Consider the following 18,432-nt stretch of genomic DNA (forward strand, 5'->3'; position numbering starts at 1 on the left):
TTTCTAGCGCGGAGCACCGACAAGAACGTGCTCCACGCGGTCGGCGGCCGCGGAAAGATCCGCCAGCAACTCGACTTTCGGCGGCAGCAGCGCGGCATCCCAGCCGGGGCCACAGGCGAACAACCGGGTCCGCTGCCGTCCGCGAGACACGCGCGCGAAGAGCCGAGGGTCCGCGTTCGCCCGATTCGCCCACAGCACCACCGCAGCGGGCGCGCTTCGCCGCACTGCTACCGCCAGCACTTCTTGTGGCAGCGCAATGCCGAAGAGCTGCGCGCCGATCCTTCGCCCCGCGAGAGCCGCCGCGAGCGCGTACACCGGCATGTTGTCCCGTTCGTCGGGCACGCACGCGAGAAGGACCGGCCGTTGGTTGCGAGGCTCGTCGAGGACCGGCGTCGCGCGCACTAGTGCCGCGTACACGCACTCAGCGAGCAGGTACTCCACTTCGGCACCCGCGTGCACACCGCGCCACCGCGCGCCGAGCGCAGTGAGGACCGGGTCGATAACGCCCGACCACGCCTGAAGCACACCTAGCTCGCTAATGGCGTCAACGAGCATGCGCTGTACCGCGCCGACGTCCATCGCCAACGCAGCAGTGCTCAAGCGACGCGCGAGCCGCGAAGGGACCTCGAAGTCGTCAGCGGCCGCTTTCGTCTCTGTCGCTTCCGCGGGCTCGGCAGGCGCTGGTACGAAGTCCGCGCGCGGCATCTGCTCTAACGCGTACTGCGCGGCCTCCGCCGTTGAAGCGCCGCGAAGGAGCGCGCGCTGCATAAGTTCGAGACGACCGATGTCGGAGCTGCCGTAGCGGCGATGTCTGCCGTCGGTGTGGCGACTGGGACCGAGACCGTAGCGGCGGTCCCAAGTACGCAGGGTGGACGGCGCGACACCGAGCCGACGGGCGACCGAGGCCACCGGCAGGGTGGGTTCTCCATCGCCTGATCCGGATCCCACCCGGTCAATATCCAGCCCGTTCGCGGTCCCGGCAACCCGAGCCAAAAGCCCTGCTCACACATCTGGGGGATGCCTAACGGCTGAATCGCCGCCGATCTATTGAACAACTATTGGCGCGCTTCTAACGTTACCGCCGTTGCACCGAATGGAGTATCGGCACCACAGCAGAGCAGCTAATGGCATCGACCGGATGACGGAGGCGGTCAGGATGGCAGACACGCGCAGGCTCCCCGGCCCCAACGCAGACATGTGGGACTGGCAGCTGGAGGGGTCGTGCCGGGGGATGGACAGCGGATCCTTCTTCCACCCGGACGGAGAGCGGGGACCGGCGAGGGCGCGGCGCGAGGCCAGGGCCAAGGCGATCTGCCTGTCGTGCCCGGTGCTGGAGATGTGCCGCAAGCACGCGCTCGCCGTGCACGAGCCCTACGGCATCTGGGGCGGGCTGTCCGAATCGGAGCGCGACCACATCATCAAACAGGACAAACGCGCGCTGACCATGGCGCACATCTGACTTTCATCACGGCGCGGAAGGGGCGGTGTCCACAGTGGACGCCGCCCCTCCGCCGTTTCCGGGCCACATCGAGAGTGCGAGGTCGATGACGGTCATCAGCGAGTCGAGGCTGACGCCGTCGCGCGCTTGCATGGTCAGTCCATAAAAGACAGTCGCGTACAACGCACTGAGCGCGTCAATGTCCACAGTGGCCGCGAGGTCGCCTTCTTCCACTCCGCGACGAAGGCGCTCGTGAAGCTGCCGTCGCACTTCGTCCCGCGAAGCAGCGAGAAACTTCCACACGGACGCATTGGCTGGCGTGCAGTTGGTAGCCGCCAGAACGACCATGCAGCCTTTGGGATGCCCCGGTTCCACGTACGCGCAAGCGTTGTCGCGAAGCATCGCTTCAACCGCCGCGCGCGCCGTCGGCTCTTCGGTCAGCGCGCGCATCGTGTGCCGTCCGTACGCGGATTGGTAATGCTCGATCGCTTCGCGGAACAGTGCTTCCTTGTCCCCGAAGGCCGCGTACAGGCTCGGCGGCTTGATGCCCATCGCCTCGGTCAGCTCGGACAGCGACGCACCGTCGTAGCCACGCTCCCAGAACACCAGCATCGCCTGGTTGAGCGCGTGCTCGCGGTCGAACGCGCGCGGGCGGCCGCGGGGTGACATGGACCACCTTCTTTAGTGAGCGATACAGAAGTCTTGACCCGACCCATCGTACGCGGCTATTTATGTAGTTATCGCTACAGAAAGAGGTGGGACATGGGAACCCTGGACGGCAAGGTCGCGCTGGTCACCGGCGGAAGCCGCGGAATCGGCGCGGCGATCGCACTCCGGCTGGCCGAGGACGGCGCGGACGTCGCGATCACCTACGAACGCGCCGCGGACCGGGCGGCGGAAGTGGTCGCGTCCATCGAGAAATTCGGCAGGCGAGGCCTCGCTCTGCAGGCGGACGCCGCCGACGCGGACGCGGTGACCAGCGCGGTCGACCAGACCGCGGCCGAACTGGGCGGACTGGACGTGCTGGTGAACAACGCCGGCGTGTTCCCGGCGGCACCGGTCGAAGACCTGACCACGGAAACGATCGACCGCACGCTGGCGATCCACGTGAAGGCCCCGCTGGTAGCGGCCCGGGCCGCGGTCCGGCACATGAAGCAGGGCGGGCGGATCGTGTCGATCGGCAGCGATTTGGCGGAGCGCGCGCCGTTCGTCGGATTGAGCCTGTACTCGGCGAGCAAATCGGCGCTGGTCGGGATGACCAAGGGCCTGGCGCGCGACCTGGGACCGCGCGGAATCACGGCGATGGTCGTCCACCCCGGCTCGACGGACACCGAAATGAACCCGGCGGACGGCCCGCATTCCGGCGCCCAGTTGGCGCACATCGCGTTGGGGCACTACGGAAATCCGTCGGACATCGCGGCCGCGGTGGCTTACCTGGCTGGTCCGGATGGGCGGTATCTGACCGGGACCTCGATCACGGTGGATGGTGGGTTTACTGCTTGATCGGCGTTGGGCGCCGGTCGAATAGGCACCACCCGATCATGCGGAAACAGCTGCGCCCAAACCCCCGCACCACAAAAAGCGGGGCGGCACCCCCCGAAGGGAATGCCGCCCCGCTATAACGCAAAGGCTGAACCGCGTCAGTGCGAGTGACCGTGGCCAGCGGCCTCCGGCTCCTCCTCGACCGGCTTCTCGACCACGGAGCTTTCCGTGGTGAGCACCAGCCGGGCGATGGACGCCGCGTTCGCGACGGCCGAGCGGGTCACCTTGACCGGGTCGACGATGCCGCCCGCGATCAGGTCGGTCAGTTCGCCGGTGGCGGCGTTGAAGCCCTGGCCCCAGCCCTGCTCCTGGACCTTGTTCACGATGACCGCGCCCTCATGGCCCGCGTTCGTCGCGATCCAGAACAGCGGGGCGGTGAGCGCGTCGCGGACGATGGCGACACCCGTCGCCTCGTCGCCGGTCAGGCCGAGGTTGCCCTCGAGTTCCTTGACCGCGTGCACCAGCGCCGAACCACCGCCGGGCAGGATGCCCTCCTCGACGGCCGCCTTGGTGGAAGCCACGGCGTCCTCGATGCGGTGCTTGCGCTCGTTCAGCTCGGTCTCGGTGGCCGCGCCGACCTTGATCACGGCCACGCCGCCGCCGAGCTTCGCGAGCCGCTCCTGCAGCTTTTCGCGGTCCCAGTCGGAGTCGGTGGTCTCGATCTCCTTGCGGATCTGCGCGGTCCGGGCGGCGATGTCGTCCTTCGTGCCCGCGCCGTCGACGATCGTCGTGTCGTCCTTGGTGACGACGACCCGGCGGGCCTTGCCCAGCGAGCTGAGGTCGACCTCGGACAGCTTGCGGCCGATCTCCGCGGAGATCACCTCGCCGCCGGTCACGACGGCGAGGTCGTCCAGGAACGCCTTGCGGCGGTCGCCGAAGAACGGGGCCTTGACCGCGACCGCGGTGATCGTCTTGCGCAGCGAGTTCACCACGAGGGTGGACAGCGCCTCGCCGTCGACGTCCTCGGCGATGATGAGCAGCGGCTTCTTCGCCTCGACGACCTTCTCCAGCACCGGGAGCAGATCGGCCAGCGCCGAGATCTTCTCGCGGTGCAGCAGGATGTAGGCGTCCTCGAGGGTCGCCTTCTGGTCCTCCGGGTTGGTCGCGAAGTGCGCCGACAGGAAGCCCTTGTCGAACTGGACGCCCTCGGTGATCACGAGGTCGGTCGCCAGCGTGGACGACTCCTCGATGGTGATCACGCCGTCCTCGCCCACGCGCTCGACGGCCTCGCCGAGCAGCGCGCCGATCGTCGCGTCACGCGAGGTGACGGTGCCGACCTGGGCGATGTTGTCGCGGCCCTTGACCGGGGTGGCCTTGGCCTTGAGGACCTCGACGACCTTCTCCGCGGCCGCCTCGATGCCCTTGCCGACCGCAGTCGGGTTGGCGCCGGCGGCGACGTTGCGCAGGCCGTGCTTCACCAGCGACTGGGCCAGCACCGTGGCGGTGGTGGTTCCGTCGCCCGCGACGTCGTTGGTCTTGGTGGCGACGCTCTTCGCGAGCTGCGCGCCGAGGTTCTCGAACGGGTCGTCGAGCTCGATCTCGCGAGCGACGGTGACGCCGTCGAGGGTGATCGTCGGGCCGCCGAACTTCTTGTCGAGGACGACGTGGCGACCGCGCGGGCCGAGGGTGACCTTGACCGCGTCGGCGAGCTTGTTCACCCCGCGCTCGAGCGCGCGACGAGCGTCCTCGTCGAAACTGATCTGCTTGGGCATAACGCTTTCCGCTTACCTTTCGGTTGTCGTGCGACGCAAAACGCCCCGCACCCCGGCATGAGCGGGGCCCGGGGCGTCCTTGCGCTGCGAGTGACGCGTCAGTTGATGACGGCCAGCACGTCGCGGGCGGAGAGGATCAGGTAGTCCTCGCCGTTGTACTTGACCTCGGTGCCGCCGTACTTGGAGTAGATGACGACGTCGCCGACAGCCACGTCCAGCGGAACGCGGTTGCCCTTGTCGTCGATGCGGCCCGGGCCCACGGCCAGAACCTTGCCCTCCTGGGGCTTCTCCTTGGCGGTGTCGGGGATGACGAGGCCGGAAGCGGTCGTCTCCTCGGCCTCGCTCGTCTGGACAACGATCTTGTCCTCGAGCGGCTTGATGTTCACGCTCACCGGGTTGACCTCCACGGTCGTCGAAAGCGTCGGCATGATGACTGGTTACGGCTCATACCACCCCCGCCGTCGCGGGTGCCGGGGCGTGTCCGGGCCGTTCGATTAGCACTCTAGCCATGTGAGTGCCAGCTTCGCAAGGAGGGTCCGCCGGACCTGGTGAAACCCCAGGCGGAGGCCGCTGACCGGCCCGTTTGCTCCGGGCCGCGCGCGAGGGCCCTCCACCAGGCGGCGGACGGCCCGGGCACCGCCGCGTGCCCGTTCGGCCGCATCCGGTGGATAAAGCTCACCAAATCCCCCGGCTCCTGGTTGGATCCGCACAGACAGGCATCTCACCCCTGGAGCCCTCTATGCCCCGCTCACTCCCGTGGCGCCTGGCCGCTGCCACCACCGGGCTGCTGGCAGTGGCCGCGGTCGCCGTGCCCGCCTCCGCTCAGCCCGCTAACGAAGCCCGCCAGCACGCCTTCGCCGACGCAGCCTCCGAATTCGGCGTCCCGGCCGACGTCCTGCTGGCCGTCTCGTACCTGGAGTCCCGCTGGGACACTCATTCCGGCGCGCCCAGCACCGCCGCCGGGTACGGCCCGATGCACCTCACCGACATCCGCACCGCCGGCCTGCGGACCAGCGAGTTCGACAATCCCGACGAAGACCCCCGAGGCGACGACTCTCGCCCGGCCCTGCGCCTGCGGCCGCTGGAAGCCCCGGCTCCCCCGCCCGGCAGCCAGACCATCGACCAGGCCGCCGCACTGCTGCACACCGACGCGGCGAAGCTCCGTACGGACGCTGTAGCGAACATCCGCGGCGGCGCGGCGCTGCTGGCCAAGTACCAGCGAGAGTTAGGCGTCAAGAGCGACAGCGCGAAGGACTGGTACGGAGCCGTCGCGCGATACAGCGGCTCCGATGACGTCACTGGCGCGCGCACCTTCGCCGACGAGGTCTTCGCCACCATCAACAGCGGCATCGCGCGTACGACCGACGACGGCCAGGCCGTCAAACTCGCCGCGACGTCCGGTGTCACCCCGGACCGTGCCCAGGCGGATCGGCTCGGCCTGCAGGCCGGAAAGCCGCCGGCCACGGAGTGCCCGCGGTCGATGTCCTGCGAATCGGTGCCCGCGCCGTTCCAGAAGATCGGCGACAGCTACGGCAACTACGACAAGGCCGACCGGCCGCGCGACCAGAAGATCGACTACATCGTCATCCACGACACCGAGGGCGCCTGGGACTCGGTGATGAAGCAGGCGCAAACCCCCGGTCAGACCGCGTGGCACTACACGGTCCGCTCCTCGGACGGCCAGATCGCCCAGCACGTGCCGACCAAGGACGTCGGCTGGCACGCCGGGAACTGGTACCTGAACGAGAAATCGCTCGGAGTCGAGCACGAGGGCTTCGCCGCGCAGGGCACCTGGTTCACCGAGGCGATGTACCGGCAGTCCGCGAAGCTCGTGCGTTACCTCGCGCACCGCTTCGGCGTTCCGCTGGACCGGGCGCACATCCTCGGCCACGACAACGTGCCCGGCCCGAACGCGGACAAGATCAAGAGCATGCACTGGGACCCGGGTCCGTACTGGGATTGGGCGCACTACTTCGACCTGCTCGGCGCTCCGCTGGAGCACGACGGCGAACCGGATTCCGGTCTGGTCATGATCGATCCGGAGTTCTCCGCCAACCGTCCGGCGTTCACCGGATGCGACAAGATCGGGTCCGGAAACCCGTGCCCCGAGCGGAGTTCCGGGTCGGTCGTGCTGCACACCGAGCCGAGCGAGTCCGCGCCGCTGCTGTCCGATGTGGGCATGCACGGGCCTGACCCGTCCACAATGGACGTCTCGGACATCGGCAGCCGCGTGGCCACCGGCCAGAAGTACGCCGTCGCGGACACTCGCGGCGACTGGACCGCGATCTGGTACCTCGGCCAGAAGGGCTGGTTCCGCAATTCGGACGACGCGCCGACCGCGTATCCGGCGGACGGATTCGTCGCGATTCCCAAGGCAGGCAAGGCAACCGTGCCGGTCTACGGGAGCGCGTACCCGGAGGCCAGTGCGTATCCGAAGGACATTCCGGTGCAGGAGCTCAAGCCGCTGCCGTATCAGCTCGGCGCGGGTCAGAAGTACTCTGTGGGCGGGCTGACCGGTTCGGAGTACTACTCGGCGTCCTTCGACGTCACGACGAACAAGGTCGTGAAGGGCAAGTCCAGGTACGTGGAAATCCAGCTCGGCCACCGCGTGGCGTACGTCAGGCGCGACGACGTCGACCTCGAACCGGCGTCCTGACCGCAGCTCGCTGCATGCCCGGGCCGGAACTTCCGGTCCGGGCATTCACGCGTCCAGCGCCACTTTCACGCCCGTGCTGGCCTCGGTGTTGCGCCGGGTCTTGGCCCAGCCGTTGCGTCCGCGCACCAAGCGGAACAGCGCGCGCCAGGACGTGATGTAGAAGGTGTAGATGTAGGCCGCGTACAACAGGCCCATGCCGATGCCGCGGAAGATGTTCTTGCTGCGCAAGCATTTCATCTGGTAGATCGGGCCCCACACGACGAACGGCAGCAACCCGAACGAACCGTAGATCGCGAACAGGATCCAAGCGCCGCCGGTGAACCACGTCCACACCTGACCGGGATCGCCCGCCGTGCTCACGAGAAGCAGGATGAACGGCACCGGGTACAGCAGGGAGCCGAGCAGCTGCATCCACGGCTGCGCCAGGTAATACATCATCTCCGCGGCGCCCAAAGTGGACACGTGCGGCGAGTCCCAGATCCGGCGCAGGTACCGCATGCACTGCATGGTTCCCTGACCCCAGCGCGTGCGCTGCACCAGGAACCGGCGGAGGCTGTACAGACCTTCTTGCGCCACATGCGAATCCGGCGTGAACCCGGTTCGCCAGCCCGCGGTGAGCAGGTGCACGCCGAGTTCGAAGTCCTCCAGCAGCGAACCGCGCCACGGGGCCAGTTCGTCGCCCGCGATCGAGTCCAATGCGGACAGCCGGGTGAACTGCCCGTTGCCGCCCATGGAGATCGTGCCGGTGAAGCCGCGGGAGGTCTGGATCGCCGCGATCGCGGTGCGGAACTCCAGGTCCTGCAACTGGGCGAGTTTGAGGCCGAAGGCGCGGGAGAACCACGTGCGGCCGGGCGGACGGCTGCGGAAGTTGCTCATCCGGACGTCGAGTTGAACGGCGCCAACGGTTTCGTCGCCGAACAGGTGGTCCGCGGCGCACACTTCGAGACAGTTCGGCGCGGGACGGCCGTCCGCGTCGACCACCACGACCACGACCCGGTCCCGGTCCGCGTCGGGACCGAGCCAGTCGTCCAGTTCGCGATAGGCGGCGTTGAGCGCGTCTCCCTTGCCCGTACGCGCTTCCGGGCGCTGACGGGCGACGAGGTGCAGATTCGGGTCGTAGCCGCCGTTGCGCCGCCACACCGAGCGCACGACGCGGGCGGTGCGGTCGTCGGAGTCGTCGTCCACGACCCACACGTGCGCGCGGCGGAAGGTGCCGCGCAGGTACTTCACCGTCTCGCGGATCACCACCTCCTCGTCGCGGCAGGGGACGAAGAAGTGCCAGGAGAAGTCGGCCGGATCGCCGACCGGAGCGGGCTTGCGGCGCAGGTACGGCACGACGATCACCACGACGTACACGAGGAACGCGACGCTCATGGTCAGCGCGAACGCCTGCGTGACCGACAGCAGGATCTTCAGGCCGGAACCGCTCACGCCGCGGCCCGTTTCTCGGCCTTCGTCTTCCGCGTCGCCAGCCACACGAACAGCACCAGCGAGATCGCGCCGCCGATGACGCTGACCAGCGAGCCGAGCAGCGTGTGGCCCCAGTAGTAGCCCTCGTCGGTGCCGAGCCCGTTGACCAGCCCGACGATGGTGAGAATGCGTAACTGATTAACCAAGATCACCGTGATCGCGGAAATTCCCAGCGAGAAAAAGAGCCTGCGGGCATTCTGTGGCCGGAACCACAGAAGTGCGGCGGTCACTAATAGCAACGGCAGCAGAAGGAATACCGACGAGCATTCCGGAGTCATCCGCAACCCGAATGGAGTATCGCCAGACAACCCGAAGTAGACCGATTCCCGGTTTCCGGCCACATAGACCCCCGATGAGGTGACAATCCGGAGGATGACCCCGGCCAGTCGCACCTCCAGCTCCCGGTACCCGCGTTCCACGAGCACCAGCACCACCCCCGCGGCGAGCACCCCGACCACTGCCATACGCAGCGGAAACCGGGATGCGCCTGACACCGGCGCGTTGACTGCTGTCACGACGACCCTCTCGAGAAGAAACCCAGCGGAACCGGGCGGACCCGGCCACGGTCGTGTCCGCGACGGCTCCCGCCCTGCGCCGGGCAGCCCCATTCCGGGGACACCCGAGCAGCTTTCGGCATATTCTTACGCACTCTTGCTACTCCGTTAGAGTGATGCTTCACGCAACCTGGGGAAAAGCGAATTCTTATCACCCGATGTGGTGATTGAGGGCAAAAAACTGTGCCATTTCGGAAACCTCAGCCGATAACCGATCCGCGTGCCGACTCTTGCTCAGCGGGTTTAGTCCGCGCAGCGGCTCGCCCTGAGAAAAATCGGAGGACCAGTGAAGAGACACCTCGTGCGACGAGGCGGCCTGCTCGCCGCTGTCGTGGCGAGCATCGCCCTGGCCGGAGCTGTTCCGGCCAGCGCCGCTCCCGGCGACGGGTCGGCCTACGGCGTCAACGTCGACGTGACGCTGCTCGGCCAGCCCGCGGTGCATCTCGGCCCGCTCGCGGCCGCGAACACCAACGGCCCGACGGAAAGCACCGCGGTCTCCGCGAACGTGCCCGGCGTGCTGACCACCGGCGTGATCAAGACGTCCGCCGTGCGCGACGACAACTCCGGCGCGGTCACGGCGAAGGCGTCCGTCGCCGACGTCGGGCTGCCGCTGCTCAAGGCCGCCGCCGGCGATGTCGGCGTGAAGGCGGTCGAAGCCGTCTGCACCGCGACCCAGGAAGGCGTCAAGGGCAGCACCACGCTGGTCGGCGCGAACCTCGGCACCCTCGGCAAGGTCGACGCCACCCCGGCGGCGAACACCCAGCTGAAGGTCCAGGTCGGCCCGCTGCACGTGGCGACGCTGATCCTGAACGAGCAGATCAAGAACAACGACGGCAGCCTCACCGTCAACGCGCTGCACCTGAAGCTGCTCGGCGGCGACGCGCTGGGCGCGCTCGGCTCGGGCGACGTGATCCTGTCGTCGGCGACCTGCGGCCCGGCCGCTCCGCCGATGCCGCTCGCGTCGGGCGCAGGCATGTGGATCGGGTTCGGCGTGGTCGCCGCGATCGCGGTGCCGGTCGGCCTGCGTTTCTCCCGGCGTCGTTCGGCTGCCTGACCCGGTGAGGTGATGGATCGATGTACAAGATGCCTGGCGCCGGGGTCGGCGTCGCCGGTGGCGGGGTGGGCACCCTCGCCGCCACCGGCGCCGACGTCGGCTGGTGGCTCGCGGTCGGGGTGGCGCTGGTGATCCTCGGGATCGTCGCGCTGATCGCCGTCCGCCGCCGGAATCGGCGGTTCGCCCGCCTGGACGGCTGAAGAATCCGGGCTGCCGGCGTGATCCCGCCGGCAGCCCGGTTTTCCGGGACACTCGAAAGGGTGAAAACGTTGGACGTGATGCTGCTGGCCGGGACGCGCCCGGAGGCGGTGAAGCTCGCGCCGCTCGCGCTGGCCCTGGACGCCCGGCCCGGGCTGCGGCCGCTGGTCGTGCACAGCGGTCAGCACCAGGGCATGGTCGAACAGGCGCTGGCCCCGTTCGAGGTCGGGATCGACGCGTGGCTCGACGTGCCGCCGCGGGTGTCCGGCACGCAGGCGGAACTGGTGTCCGGCCTGCTGCCCGCGCTCGACGCCGCGCTGCGCCGGTACCAGCCGTCGGCGGTCGTCGTGCAAGGCGACACCACCACCGGGCTGGCCGGCGCGCTCGCCGCGTTCTGGCTCGGCATTCCGGTGGTGCACCTCGAAGCCGGGCTGCGTACGCACGACCTGGCGTCGCCGTTCCCCGAGGAAGGAACGCGGCAGATGATCTCGCGGATCGCCGCGCTGCACCTGGTCCCGACGGCGGCCGCGGCCGCGGGCGCGGCGCTGCGGGCGGAGGGCGTACCTTCGGAGCGGATCACGCGTACTGGCAACACTGTCGTCGACGCGGTGCTCGCGGTGGCCGCGCGCGATTTGCCCGCCCGCGATCCGGCGCTTGCCTTGCTGGAGATGGGAATCGCCGAAGCGGGCGAGCAACTGGTGCTGGTGACGTCGCACCGCCGCGAGTCGTGGGGCGAACCGTTGACGCGCACGCTGACTGCCGTGCGCCAGATCGTCGATGCCCATCCGCGCGTGCAGGTGCTGTTCCCGGTGCATCCGAATCCGGCTGTGCGGGAACAGGTCGAGAAGGTGCTGGGCGGGGTCGCGCGGGTGACCGTCACCGAGCCGTTGGAGTACCCGGATCTCGTGCGCGCGCTGCGGTTGGCGTCGCTCGTGCTGACGGATTCCGGTGGTATTCAAGAAGAAGCGCCGACGTTCGGTACGCCGGTGCTGGTGTTGCGTGACACTACGGAACGCCCGGAGGCCGTCGAAGCCGGTTGCGCTTGGCTGGTCGGCACCGACACCGAACTGATCACCGACACCGCCGCGCGCATTCTCCGCGGGGAAATCAGTGCTGCCGCGTCAGCGAATCCGTACGGAAACGGTTCCGCGGCCGCACGGTCAGCGTTGGCGATCGAGGCGCTGCTAGGGGTGTCGCTTGATGCCGCTGCCCTGGTGAGTCCTAAAGGGACACAACATTGACCGGCAGGCCCGGGTTGGCCGAGAAGTCCAGCGGTGCCACGGATCGACCGGCCGCCACCACGTGCGCACCCAACGCCGCGATCATCGCGCCGTTGTCCGTGCACAAGCGCGGCCGCGGCACGCGCAGCTCAATGCCAGCCTCCGCGCATCGCTCCGCGGCCAGCTCGGAAAGCCGCGAATTCGCTGCCACGCCACCGGAAATCACCAACGTGCCGATGTTTTGTTCACGCGCGGCACGGATCGCCTTCGCGGTGAGCACGTCCGCGACCGCTTCCTGAAAGGACGCCGCGACGTCGTTCACCGGCACCTGATCGCCGGCGCGCTCGGCGTTCTCCACCCAACGGGCCACCGCCGTTTTCAAGCCAGAGAAGGAAAAGTCGAACTTCGCGTCGCGCGGACCGGTCATCCCGCGCGGGAACGCGATCGCCTTCGGGTTGCCCTGCTTGGCCGCCTTGTCGATCGGCGGCCCGCCCGGGTACGGCAGCTCCAGCACCCGCGCGACCTTGTCGTACGCCTCGCCCGCCGCATCGTCCACAGTGGACCCGAGTTCGGTGATGCTCGACGCGATGTCGTCCACTCGCAACAGTTGCGTGTGGCCGCCGGAAACGAGCAACGCCAAGACCGGCGTCGGCAACGGGCCGTGCTGCAACGTGTCCACCGCGATGTGCCCGGCAAGGTGATTCACGCCGTACAGCGGCACATCCAGCGCGGTCGCATACGCCTTCGCCGCCGAAACGCCCACCAGCAACGCACCAGCGAGACCGGGCCCGGCCGTCACCGCGATCGCGTCCACATCGGACAGTTTCAGCCCGGCCGTGGCGAACGCACGCTCCGCCGTCGGCACCATCGCTTCGAGATGCGCGCGACTGGCAACCTCCGGCACGACCCCGCCGAAGCGAGCGTGCTGGTCCACACTGGACGCGACCTCGTCGGCGAGCAGCTCCACCGTGCCGTCGTTGTGCAGCCGGACGAGGCCGACCCCGGTCTCGTCGCAGGAGCTTTCGATACCCATGATGACGCGCGCCATCAGCCGGCCACCTCGTCTCGTGCCGGGGCCTGCGCGGGGCGGGCCATGGTGAACGCGTCGGCGCCAGAGGGCTGGTAGTAGCGCCGCCGGATGCCGAGTTTTTGGAAGCCGTGCGCCTCATACAGGTTCACGGCGGGGTCGTTGTCCGTGCGCACCTCGAGGAAGACCGCGGCGTGCAGCTCGTCCGCGCGCGTCAGCAACGCGCGAAGCAGCGCCTTGCCGATGCCCTGCCCTTGTGCCTCCGGCACCACGCCGATCGTGTGGACGCTCGCTTCGTAGTCACCGCGTCGCCCGACCACCGCGAGCCCCGCGTACCCAAGCAGCGTCTCCCCGTCGTCCGACCGCGCTGCGAGGTAGTAATGCCCCTGGTCAAGCTCGGAGTGGAAGGCGCGCGCACTCCACGGATCGTCGCCAGGAAAGAGGATCTTCTCGATCTCCGCGCACTTCCCGACGTCAGCGCGGCGCAGCTGGTCGAGCTTCACAGCACAGTCACCCTCTTGCGCGCCGCCGGCTCGACAGCGTCCGGACGACGCAGGTACAGCGGCGTCAACGGCTCCGGCTCCGCGCGCTCGAGAAGCGCCGTACGCGCCACGCGCACCAACCCAGCCGGCGACGGAAACCGCGGCTCGATCGGCACCACGCCCACCGATGCCGCGTACTGCAACGCACCGTCGCCCGCTGCTACGCGAATGTCAGTCTCAATGTCCGCGGGCCGCTGTACATGGGGACCGTCGGTGCGCGCGCCCGAAGCGTCGTACGCAGCCCAGTAGACCTCGCGACGCCGCGCGTCCGTGAAGACGAGAAACGGCTTCTCCGTGCGTACGACGTCAGACGCGATCGCGTCGAGACTGCACACCGGGTACGCCGGGATGCCGAGCGCGTGCGCGTACGCAGCCGCCGTGGCCATGCCAGCCCGCAACCCGGTGAACGGACCAGGCCCGACGCCGCACACGATCGCGTCCAGCTCGCGGAGCGTGACGCCAGCCTCCTCGGCGGCAGCCAGCGCATGCGGGGCGATCAGCTCGCCGTGCGCCCGAGGATCCACCGTGACGCGGTCCGCCCGGGTGACAAGCTCAGCCTCGTCGACGGCAACGATGCCCGCCGTTACCGCCGGAGTAGCCGTGTCGATCGCCAATACCAGCACGATTTCCCAGGATAGCTCTGGTCCGAAGGGGACGAGGGGGCGGGTTTGGGGGTGCGGGAGGATACGTTCCGTGACCAAGCTGTCTATCGCGGCCTTGCTCGGCGGCGTGCTGGTTCTGGCCGGTTGTTCGGCCGCTCCGGCCCCGCTCTCGGAGTCGTCCGCGCCACCCGAGGTGCCGCAGGTGCCCCATCCGCTCAACGTGCGGAAATACGAACAGGACCCGTGCGCCCTGCTCCCGCAGGCAGCGGAGGTCTTCGGCGCGGTCCGCAACCGCAAGATCACCGGCAATGTAGCCCCGGTCTGCAGCTGGAACGACCGCGAGAACAGCTCGCTGGCCGTCGGTCTGGTCCCCGGGCAGGGCGGCCTCGCCACCGTCTACGGGAACCGGAGCAGCACCGGCTACTTCGAACCGGCCCCCTCCATCGACGGCTACCCGGCTGTCTACACCAACGTCCTGGACAACCGTTCAGACGGCGGTTGCCAAGTCGCGGTCGGCGTCCGCTCCGACGAGACGTTCACCAGCTCAGTCATCCTCTTCCCGCGGTCGCCCTCCTACGCCGACCCCTGCGCAGTCGCACTCAAAGCAGCTACGGCGGTCGTCGCCACCCTCCGAACAGGTTCCTGACGCCTGCCCGGCTTGGGGGATTTTGTCCACACGGGGAACCTCGACCGATTAAGCTCAGTCAGAGCATCGGCAGTCGCAGACAGTGCCGCCGGGAGCGAGGGGGAGCGTCGTCGTGGGCAATGGGCAGTCGTCCAGCAACAGCCAGCCGGTGGACGGTCGCGCGGGGTACGTCGACCCGGAAGAGCAGGCCAAGCGCGACCGCCAGGACAAGCAGTTCGGCGAAGCGATGAACTCCAACGGCGTACGCGTCTACCAGCAGCGCGCGGCAGAGGACGCGAAGGTAAACGCCGCCGCGGCGGGCGGCGGGTTCAACATGGACGTCGACGCGATGCGGAAGCTGCAGCCCAAGTGGCAGGGGATCGCGGACAAGCTCAACGACATGATCCGAACCGGTGACCAGCTGAAGGTCGTTCCCCCGCCCGCCGAAGACCCGGCCAGCACGCTGCAAAAGAAGGCGGCTGACGGCCATGCCGACGCATACTTGGCCAGCCTTCAGCAGCAACAGGCCTACGCACAGGGGTACGCGGACAAGCTGCAAGACGCCATCGCCAAGTACGAGAAACAAGACCACGCCAACACGAGCAGCCTGCGCAAGCAAGGATGAACCGGGTGAAGCGCATCGCTCTCGCCGCGACCAGCGGCCTCGTTCTGCTCGCCGTCACTGCCTGCTCCTCGACCCCGGGCACACCGGTTCCGGCGACACCTGAGTCGTCGTCCTCGGCAACGACGAGCACGTCGCGCAGCGTGCCCAAGGTGAGCAACCCGCTCGACGCCGCCAAGTACGAGCAGAACCCCTGCGCCCTGCTCAGCCAAGCCCAGGCGACCGAGGTCATCAGCTCCGTCCGCAATCGCCAGGGCAAGGGCCTCGTCGCGCCCATCTGCACCTGGTACGACGCCGACAACAACAGCGTCGGCCTCGGGCTCCTTCCCGGGCAGGGCGGTCTCGCCGGCGCCTACACCAACGCCGACAGCGAATCCGGCTACTTCGAAGCCGCACCCGACGTCAACGGCTACCCCGCCGTCTTCGCGGGCACCACCGACGACCGGAAACGCGGCGGCTGCCAAATCGCCGTCGGAATCAAAGACGACGAACTCTTCACCGCATCCGTGCGCCTTCGAACGACGTCGCCTCTCTACAACGACCCATGCTCGCTCGCGGTGAAAACGGCCGCCGCTGCTGTTACGACGATCAAGGCAGGTACGTGATGGCAGCCCGTGCCGTGCTGGACATCATCCGGCCCAGAGCAGCAGAACCCGCGAAGCCCGTCGCGCTCGCTACGACCGGCAGTCTGCTGTTGCTCGCTATGACAGCCTGTTCGTCCGTTTCCGGAACACCGACCCAGGCAACGCCGCAGCCATCTTCCGCACCGACGAGCACGTCGCGCAGCGTGCCGCGGGTGAGCAACCCGCTCGACGCCGCCAAGTACGAGCAGAACCCCTGCGCCCTGCTCAGCCAAGCCCAGGCGACCCAGCTCATCAACTCCGTCCGCAACCGCCAGGCCGCAGGCGCCGTCGCGCCCATCTGCAGCTGGATTGACGCCGACGGCAACCGGATCGGACTCGGGCTCCTCCCGCACCAGGGCGGCTTGGCCAGCGCTTACCAGCACCAGGACAGCCAGTCTGGCTACTTCGAAGCGATCCCCGAGATCGATGGCTATCCGGCGGTTCTTTCCGGAACGACCGACAGCCGGAAAAGCGGCGGCTGCCAGGCCATCGTCGGGATCAAAGACGACGAAACCTTCACCAGTTCGATCCTGCTCCAGCCGCAATCGCCGCTCTATCAGGATCCGTGCTCGCTGGCAGTCAAAACGGCCGCGGCCGCCATCACGACGATCAAGGCCGGTACGTGATGACGAGCCGCATCGTCACTGGGCCCGAGTCGGCAAAACCGGTCACCTTCGCGGCGGCAGGGAGTCTCGTTTTGCTCGCCGTCACTGCCTGCTCCTCGACTCCAGGCACTCCGGTTCCGGCGACACCCGAGTCGTCCTCGGCACCGACGAGCACCACGCGCAGCGTGCCCAAGGTGAGTAACCCCCTCGACGCCACCAAGTACGAGCAGAACCCCTGCGCCCTGCTCAGCCAGGCCCAGGCGACCGAGGTCATCAACGCCGTTCGCCACCGGCAGGGCAAAGGCCTCGTCGCACCGCTGTGCACCTGGTACGACGACAGGGACAACAGCGTCGGCCTCGGGTTGCTCCCCGGGCAGGGCGGCCTCGCCGGCGCCTACACCAACGCCGACAGCGAATCCGGCTACTTCGAAGCAGCACCCGACGTCAACGGCTACCCCGCCGTCTTCGCAGGGACCACCGACGACCGGAAACGCGGCGGCTGCCAAATCGCCGTCGGAATCAAGGACGACGAGACCTTCACCGCCTCCGTGCTGCTCGACAAATCGTTCCCCGGCTATGCCGACCCGTGCGCATTGGCAGCGAAAACCGCCGCCGCTGCCGTCACCACTCTCAAGGCAGGTGCTTGATGGGCAACCTCTCCCCGCAGGAAATCGTTCGCCTGGTCAAATCCGGCAAGGGTTCCGGTGGCATGTTCCACGGTTCCGACCAGTCGGCGGCGCTCTCCGCTCAGCACGAGGACATCGCCAACGAAATGCGGCAGCTCCAGAGCGCGATGGACGAGTACTGGAAGGGCGACGCCGCCGGGCGGGCCTACGTCGGGGCCGGGCCGCTGGTCCAGGCTTCCCAGACCAGTGGCCAGCACCTCGCGCAGGCGGAGGCGCTCTACTCCGGCCAGGGCGGTTCCTTCGAGGGGCTGCGCGACAAAATCGCGTCGGTCGGCGATCTCGGGGACAAACCGTCGGACGACTGGGTCAGCGACACCCCGTTGTCCTTCCTCTCCAACCGTGCCGACGAAATCGACGCGTGGAACAAGAAAGCGCAAGAAGTCGTCAGCAGTTACGAGTCTTATCACGGGGAATCGACGGAGAACTCCGCTCGCTGGGCGGACCCGTCGCAATACGGCGAGCTAGCCCTCCCCTCCGCAGGCGGTGACTTCACCATCACCCAGCCCGGCGGCACCGGCACCGCGCATTTGCCCACGCACTACACCCCGGGTGGCCCCGGCGGCACCGCTGGGACGTACTCCGAGGGCGGCTACGTCGGCGAAACCACCGGCAGCACGGGCGGCACCGACGGCGGCACCAGCCACCGCGACCACACCAACGATCGCACTGGGCCGCCGGGGACCTTGCCTCCTTCGGAGACCCATCGGTGGGATCCGGGGCCTCCGCCGCACACCAACCCGACGGAGACGCCCGGCAAATACGTTCCCCCGCACAACAACCTGCCGGACGACACCCGGACGTCCAGTTACGTTCCGCCGGACCTGACGAGCGTCAACAACCCCACCAGCACCGGCAATCCCAACTCCTGGTCGGTCAACAGCAGCAACCCCAACACCACCGGCGGGGGCGGCAGCGGCCTGTTCACGCCGGGGCTCCCCGGAACCGGCGGCGGCAACGCGGGCAGCCTCGGGAACACGGGCAACACGGGCAACGGCAACAGCGTCGGCCGAGGAGCGGGAACCGGCACGGGACCGTTCGGCAACGCGGAAGCCGCCGGGCGAGGCGGAGCAGCGGCGGGCGCCAACGGGCGCGCGGGGGCACCCGGCATGGGCGCGGGTGCGATGGGCCGCGGCCAGAAGGGCGAGGGGGAAGAAGACCTCGTCCACGAGACCGCCGACTACCTGGTCGAGCAGGATCCTGACGCCGCCCTCATCGGGGACCTTCCGAAGGCGGTTCCGCCGGTGATCGGGCTCTGA

Annotated in this window: 21 protein-coding genes; 12 read left to right on the plus strand and 9 right to left on the minus strand. The window is 68.4% G+C overall.

Annotated elements, in window-relative coordinates; translation table 11 throughout:
* Positions 1 to 3: 3 nt before the first annotated feature.
* Positions 4 to 909, minus strand: coding sequence for a MerR family transcriptional regulator (locus DMP23_RS30090; RefSeq protein ID WP_337823203.1), 906 nt, complete (start codon positions 907 to 909; stop codon positions 4 to 6).
* Between the two features lie 247 nt (positions 910 to 1,156).
* On the opposite strand from DMP23_RS30090, the gene DMP23_RS30095 reads away from it, so the two are divergent.
* On the plus strand, positions 1,157 to 1,459 hold the full coding sequence (locus tag DMP23_RS30095; RefSeq protein ID WP_037816439.1) for a WhiB family transcriptional regulator: 303 nt from the start codon (positions 1,157 to 1,159) through the stop codon (positions 1,457 to 1,459).
* A gap of 6 nt (positions 1,460 to 1,465) precedes the next feature.
* Here DMP23_RS30095 and DMP23_RS30100 read toward each other — a convergent pair whose 3' ends face one another.
* Entirely contained in the window at positions 1,466 to 2,107 is a 642-nt protein-coding gene (locus DMP23_RS30100) for a TetR/AcrR family transcriptional regulator (RefSeq protein ID WP_037816214.1), read from the minus strand.
* Between the two features lie 93 nt (positions 2,108 to 2,200).
* Here DMP23_RS30100 and DMP23_RS30105 point away from each other — a divergent pair, with 93 nt between their 5' ends.
* Positions 2,201 to 2,941 (plus strand): SDR family NAD(P)-dependent oxidoreductase, encoded by a 741-nt coding sequence (locus DMP23_RS30105; protein ID WP_337823204.1) that lies wholly within the window; start codon positions 2,201 to 2,203, stop codon positions 2,939 to 2,941.
* A gap of 137 nt (positions 2,942 to 3,078) precedes the next feature.
* On the opposite strand, the gene groL is transcribed toward DMP23_RS30105, so the two are convergent.
* Positions 3,079 to 4,692 carry a chaperonin GroEL gene (groL, locus tag DMP23_RS30110; protein WP_037816216.1) on the minus strand — a complete coding sequence of 538 codons (1,614 nt, stop codon included), beginning with the start codon at positions 4,690 to 4,692 and terminating at the stop codon, positions 3,079 to 3,081.
* A gap of 98 nt (positions 4,693 to 4,790) precedes the next feature.
* On the minus strand, positions 4,791 to 5,084 hold the full coding sequence (groES, locus tag DMP23_RS30115) for a co-chaperone GroES (RefSeq protein WP_009072407.1): 294 nt from the start codon (positions 5,082 to 5,084) through the stop codon (positions 4,791 to 4,793).
* A 347-nt stretch (positions 5,085 to 5,431) separates the two neighbouring features.
* On the opposite strand from groES, the gene DMP23_RS30120 reads away from it, so the two are divergent.
* Positions 5,432 to 7,348, plus strand: a complete 1,917-nt coding sequence (locus DMP23_RS30120; protein ID WP_337823205.1) for a peptidoglycan recognition family protein — start codon at positions 5,432 to 5,434, stop codon at positions 7,346 to 7,348.
* Positions 7,349 to 7,393: 45 nt separating this feature from the next.
* On the opposite strand, the gene DMP23_RS30125 is transcribed toward DMP23_RS30120, so the two are convergent.
* Together DMP23_RS30125 and xrtP are read right to left on the minus strand one after the other, a co-directional pair.
* On the minus strand, positions 7,394 to 8,722 hold the full coding sequence (locus tag DMP23_RS30125) for a glycosyltransferase (protein WP_337824463.1): 1,329 nt from the start codon (positions 8,720 to 8,722) through the stop codon (positions 7,394 to 7,396).
* 53 nt (positions 8,723 to 8,775) lie between these two features.
* On the minus strand, positions 8,776 to 9,282 hold the full coding sequence (gene xrtP, locus DMP23_RS30130) for an exosortase P (RefSeq protein WP_037816219.1): 507 nt from the start codon (positions 9,280 to 9,282) through the stop codon (positions 8,776 to 8,778).
* Between the two features lie 376 nt (positions 9,283 to 9,658).
* Here xrtP and DMP23_RS30135 point away from each other — a divergent pair, with 376 nt between their 5' ends.
* The 3 genes from DMP23_RS30135 (at position 9,659) to wecB (ending at position 11,865) form a co-directional block, all read left to right on the plus strand.
* Complete coding sequence (locus DMP23_RS30135) at positions 9,659 to 10,426, plus strand: choice-of-anchor P family protein (RefSeq protein ID WP_275291661.1); 768 nt, start codon at positions 9,659 to 9,661, stop codon at positions 10,424 to 10,426.
* 20 nt (positions 10,427 to 10,446) lie between these two features.
* A complete protein-coding gene (locus DMP23_RS30140; protein WP_037816221.1) occupies positions 10,447 to 10,626 on the plus strand; it encodes an LPXTG cell wall anchor domain-containing protein in 180 nt (59 codons plus the stop codon).
* Positions 10,627 to 10,695: 69 nt separating this feature from the next.
* Positions 10,696 to 11,865 (plus strand): non-hydrolyzing UDP-N-acetylglucosamine 2-epimerase, encoded by a 1,170-nt coding sequence (wecB, locus tag DMP23_RS30145; RefSeq protein WP_337824464.1) that lies wholly within the window; start codon positions 10,696 to 10,698, stop codon positions 11,863 to 11,865.
* Here the strand turns inward: wecB and tsaD are convergent.
* Genes tsaD through tsaB form a run of 3 tightly spaced genes read right to left on the minus strand, consistent with a single transcriptional unit; the run spans position 11,846 to position 14,036 of the window.
* Positions 11,846 to 12,892, minus strand: a complete 1,047-nt coding sequence (gene tsaD, locus DMP23_RS30150; RefSeq protein ID WP_337823206.1) for a tRNA (adenosine(37)-N6)-threonylcarbamoyltransferase complex transferase subunit TsaD — start codon at positions 12,890 to 12,892, stop codon at positions 11,846 to 11,848. The two genes, wecB and tsaD, sit on opposite strands and share 20 nt — an antisense overlap.
* Positions 12,892 to 13,374 (minus strand): ribosomal protein S18-alanine N-acetyltransferase, encoded by a 483-nt coding sequence (gene rimI / locus DMP23_RS30155; RefSeq protein WP_037816223.1) that lies wholly within the window; start codon positions 13,372 to 13,374, stop codon positions 12,892 to 12,894. The genes tsaD and rimI overlap by 1 nt, the downstream gene beginning before the upstream one ends.
* Entirely contained in the window at positions 13,371 to 14,036 is a 666-nt protein-coding gene (tsaB, locus tag DMP23_RS30160; protein ID WP_037816224.1) for a tRNA (adenosine(37)-N6)-threonylcarbamoyltransferase complex dimerization subunit type 1 TsaB, read from the minus strand. Before tsaB ends, rimI begins: the two co-directional genes overlap by 4 nt.
* 70 nt (positions 14,037 to 14,106) lie before the next feature.
* On the opposite strand from tsaB, the gene DMP23_RS30165 reads away from it, so the two are divergent.
* The 6 genes from DMP23_RS30165 (at position 14,107) to DMP23_RS30190 (ending at position 18,432) form a co-directional block, all read left to right on the plus strand.
* The gene (locus tag DMP23_RS30165; RefSeq protein ID WP_240690857.1) at positions 14,107 to 14,661 is read left to right on the plus strand and encodes a DUF3558 domain-containing protein; all 555 of its coding nucleotides are present in this window, start codon (positions 14,107 to 14,109) and stop codon (positions 14,659 to 14,661) included.
* Between the two features lie 112 nt (positions 14,662 to 14,773).
* Positions 14,774 to 15,265, plus strand: coding sequence for a PE domain-containing protein (locus tag DMP23_RS30170; protein WP_037816225.1), 492 nt, complete (start codon positions 14,774 to 14,776; stop codon positions 15,263 to 15,265).
* Complete coding sequence (locus tag DMP23_RS30175; protein WP_337823207.1) at positions 15,262 to 15,867, plus strand: DUF3558 domain-containing protein; 606 nt, start codon at positions 15,262 to 15,264, stop codon at positions 15,865 to 15,867. Before DMP23_RS30170 ends, DMP23_RS30175 begins: the two co-directional genes overlap by 4 nt.
* Complete coding sequence (locus DMP23_RS30180; RefSeq protein WP_337823208.1) at positions 15,867 to 16,511, plus strand: DUF3558 domain-containing protein; 645 nt, start codon at positions 15,867 to 15,869, stop codon at positions 16,509 to 16,511. The genes DMP23_RS30175 and DMP23_RS30180 overlap by 1 nt, the downstream gene beginning before the upstream one ends.
* On the plus strand, positions 16,511 to 17,137 hold the full coding sequence (locus DMP23_RS30185; protein WP_337823209.1) for a DUF3558 domain-containing protein: 627 nt from the start codon (positions 16,511 to 16,513) through the stop codon (positions 17,135 to 17,137). Before DMP23_RS30180 ends, DMP23_RS30185 begins: the two co-directional genes overlap by 1 nt.
* On the plus strand, positions 17,137 to 18,432 hold the full coding sequence (locus DMP23_RS30190) for a hypothetical protein (RefSeq protein ID WP_337823210.1): 1,296 nt from the start codon (positions 17,137 to 17,139) through the stop codon (positions 18,430 to 18,432). Before DMP23_RS30185 ends, DMP23_RS30190 begins: the two co-directional genes overlap by 1 nt.

The sequence above is a fragment of the Amycolatopsis sp. A1MSW2902 genome, from assembly GCF_017312175.1.
Taxonomy (GTDB): Bacteria; Actinomycetota; Actinomycetes; order Mycobacteriales; family Pseudonocardiaceae; genus Amycolatopsis; species Amycolatopsis nivea.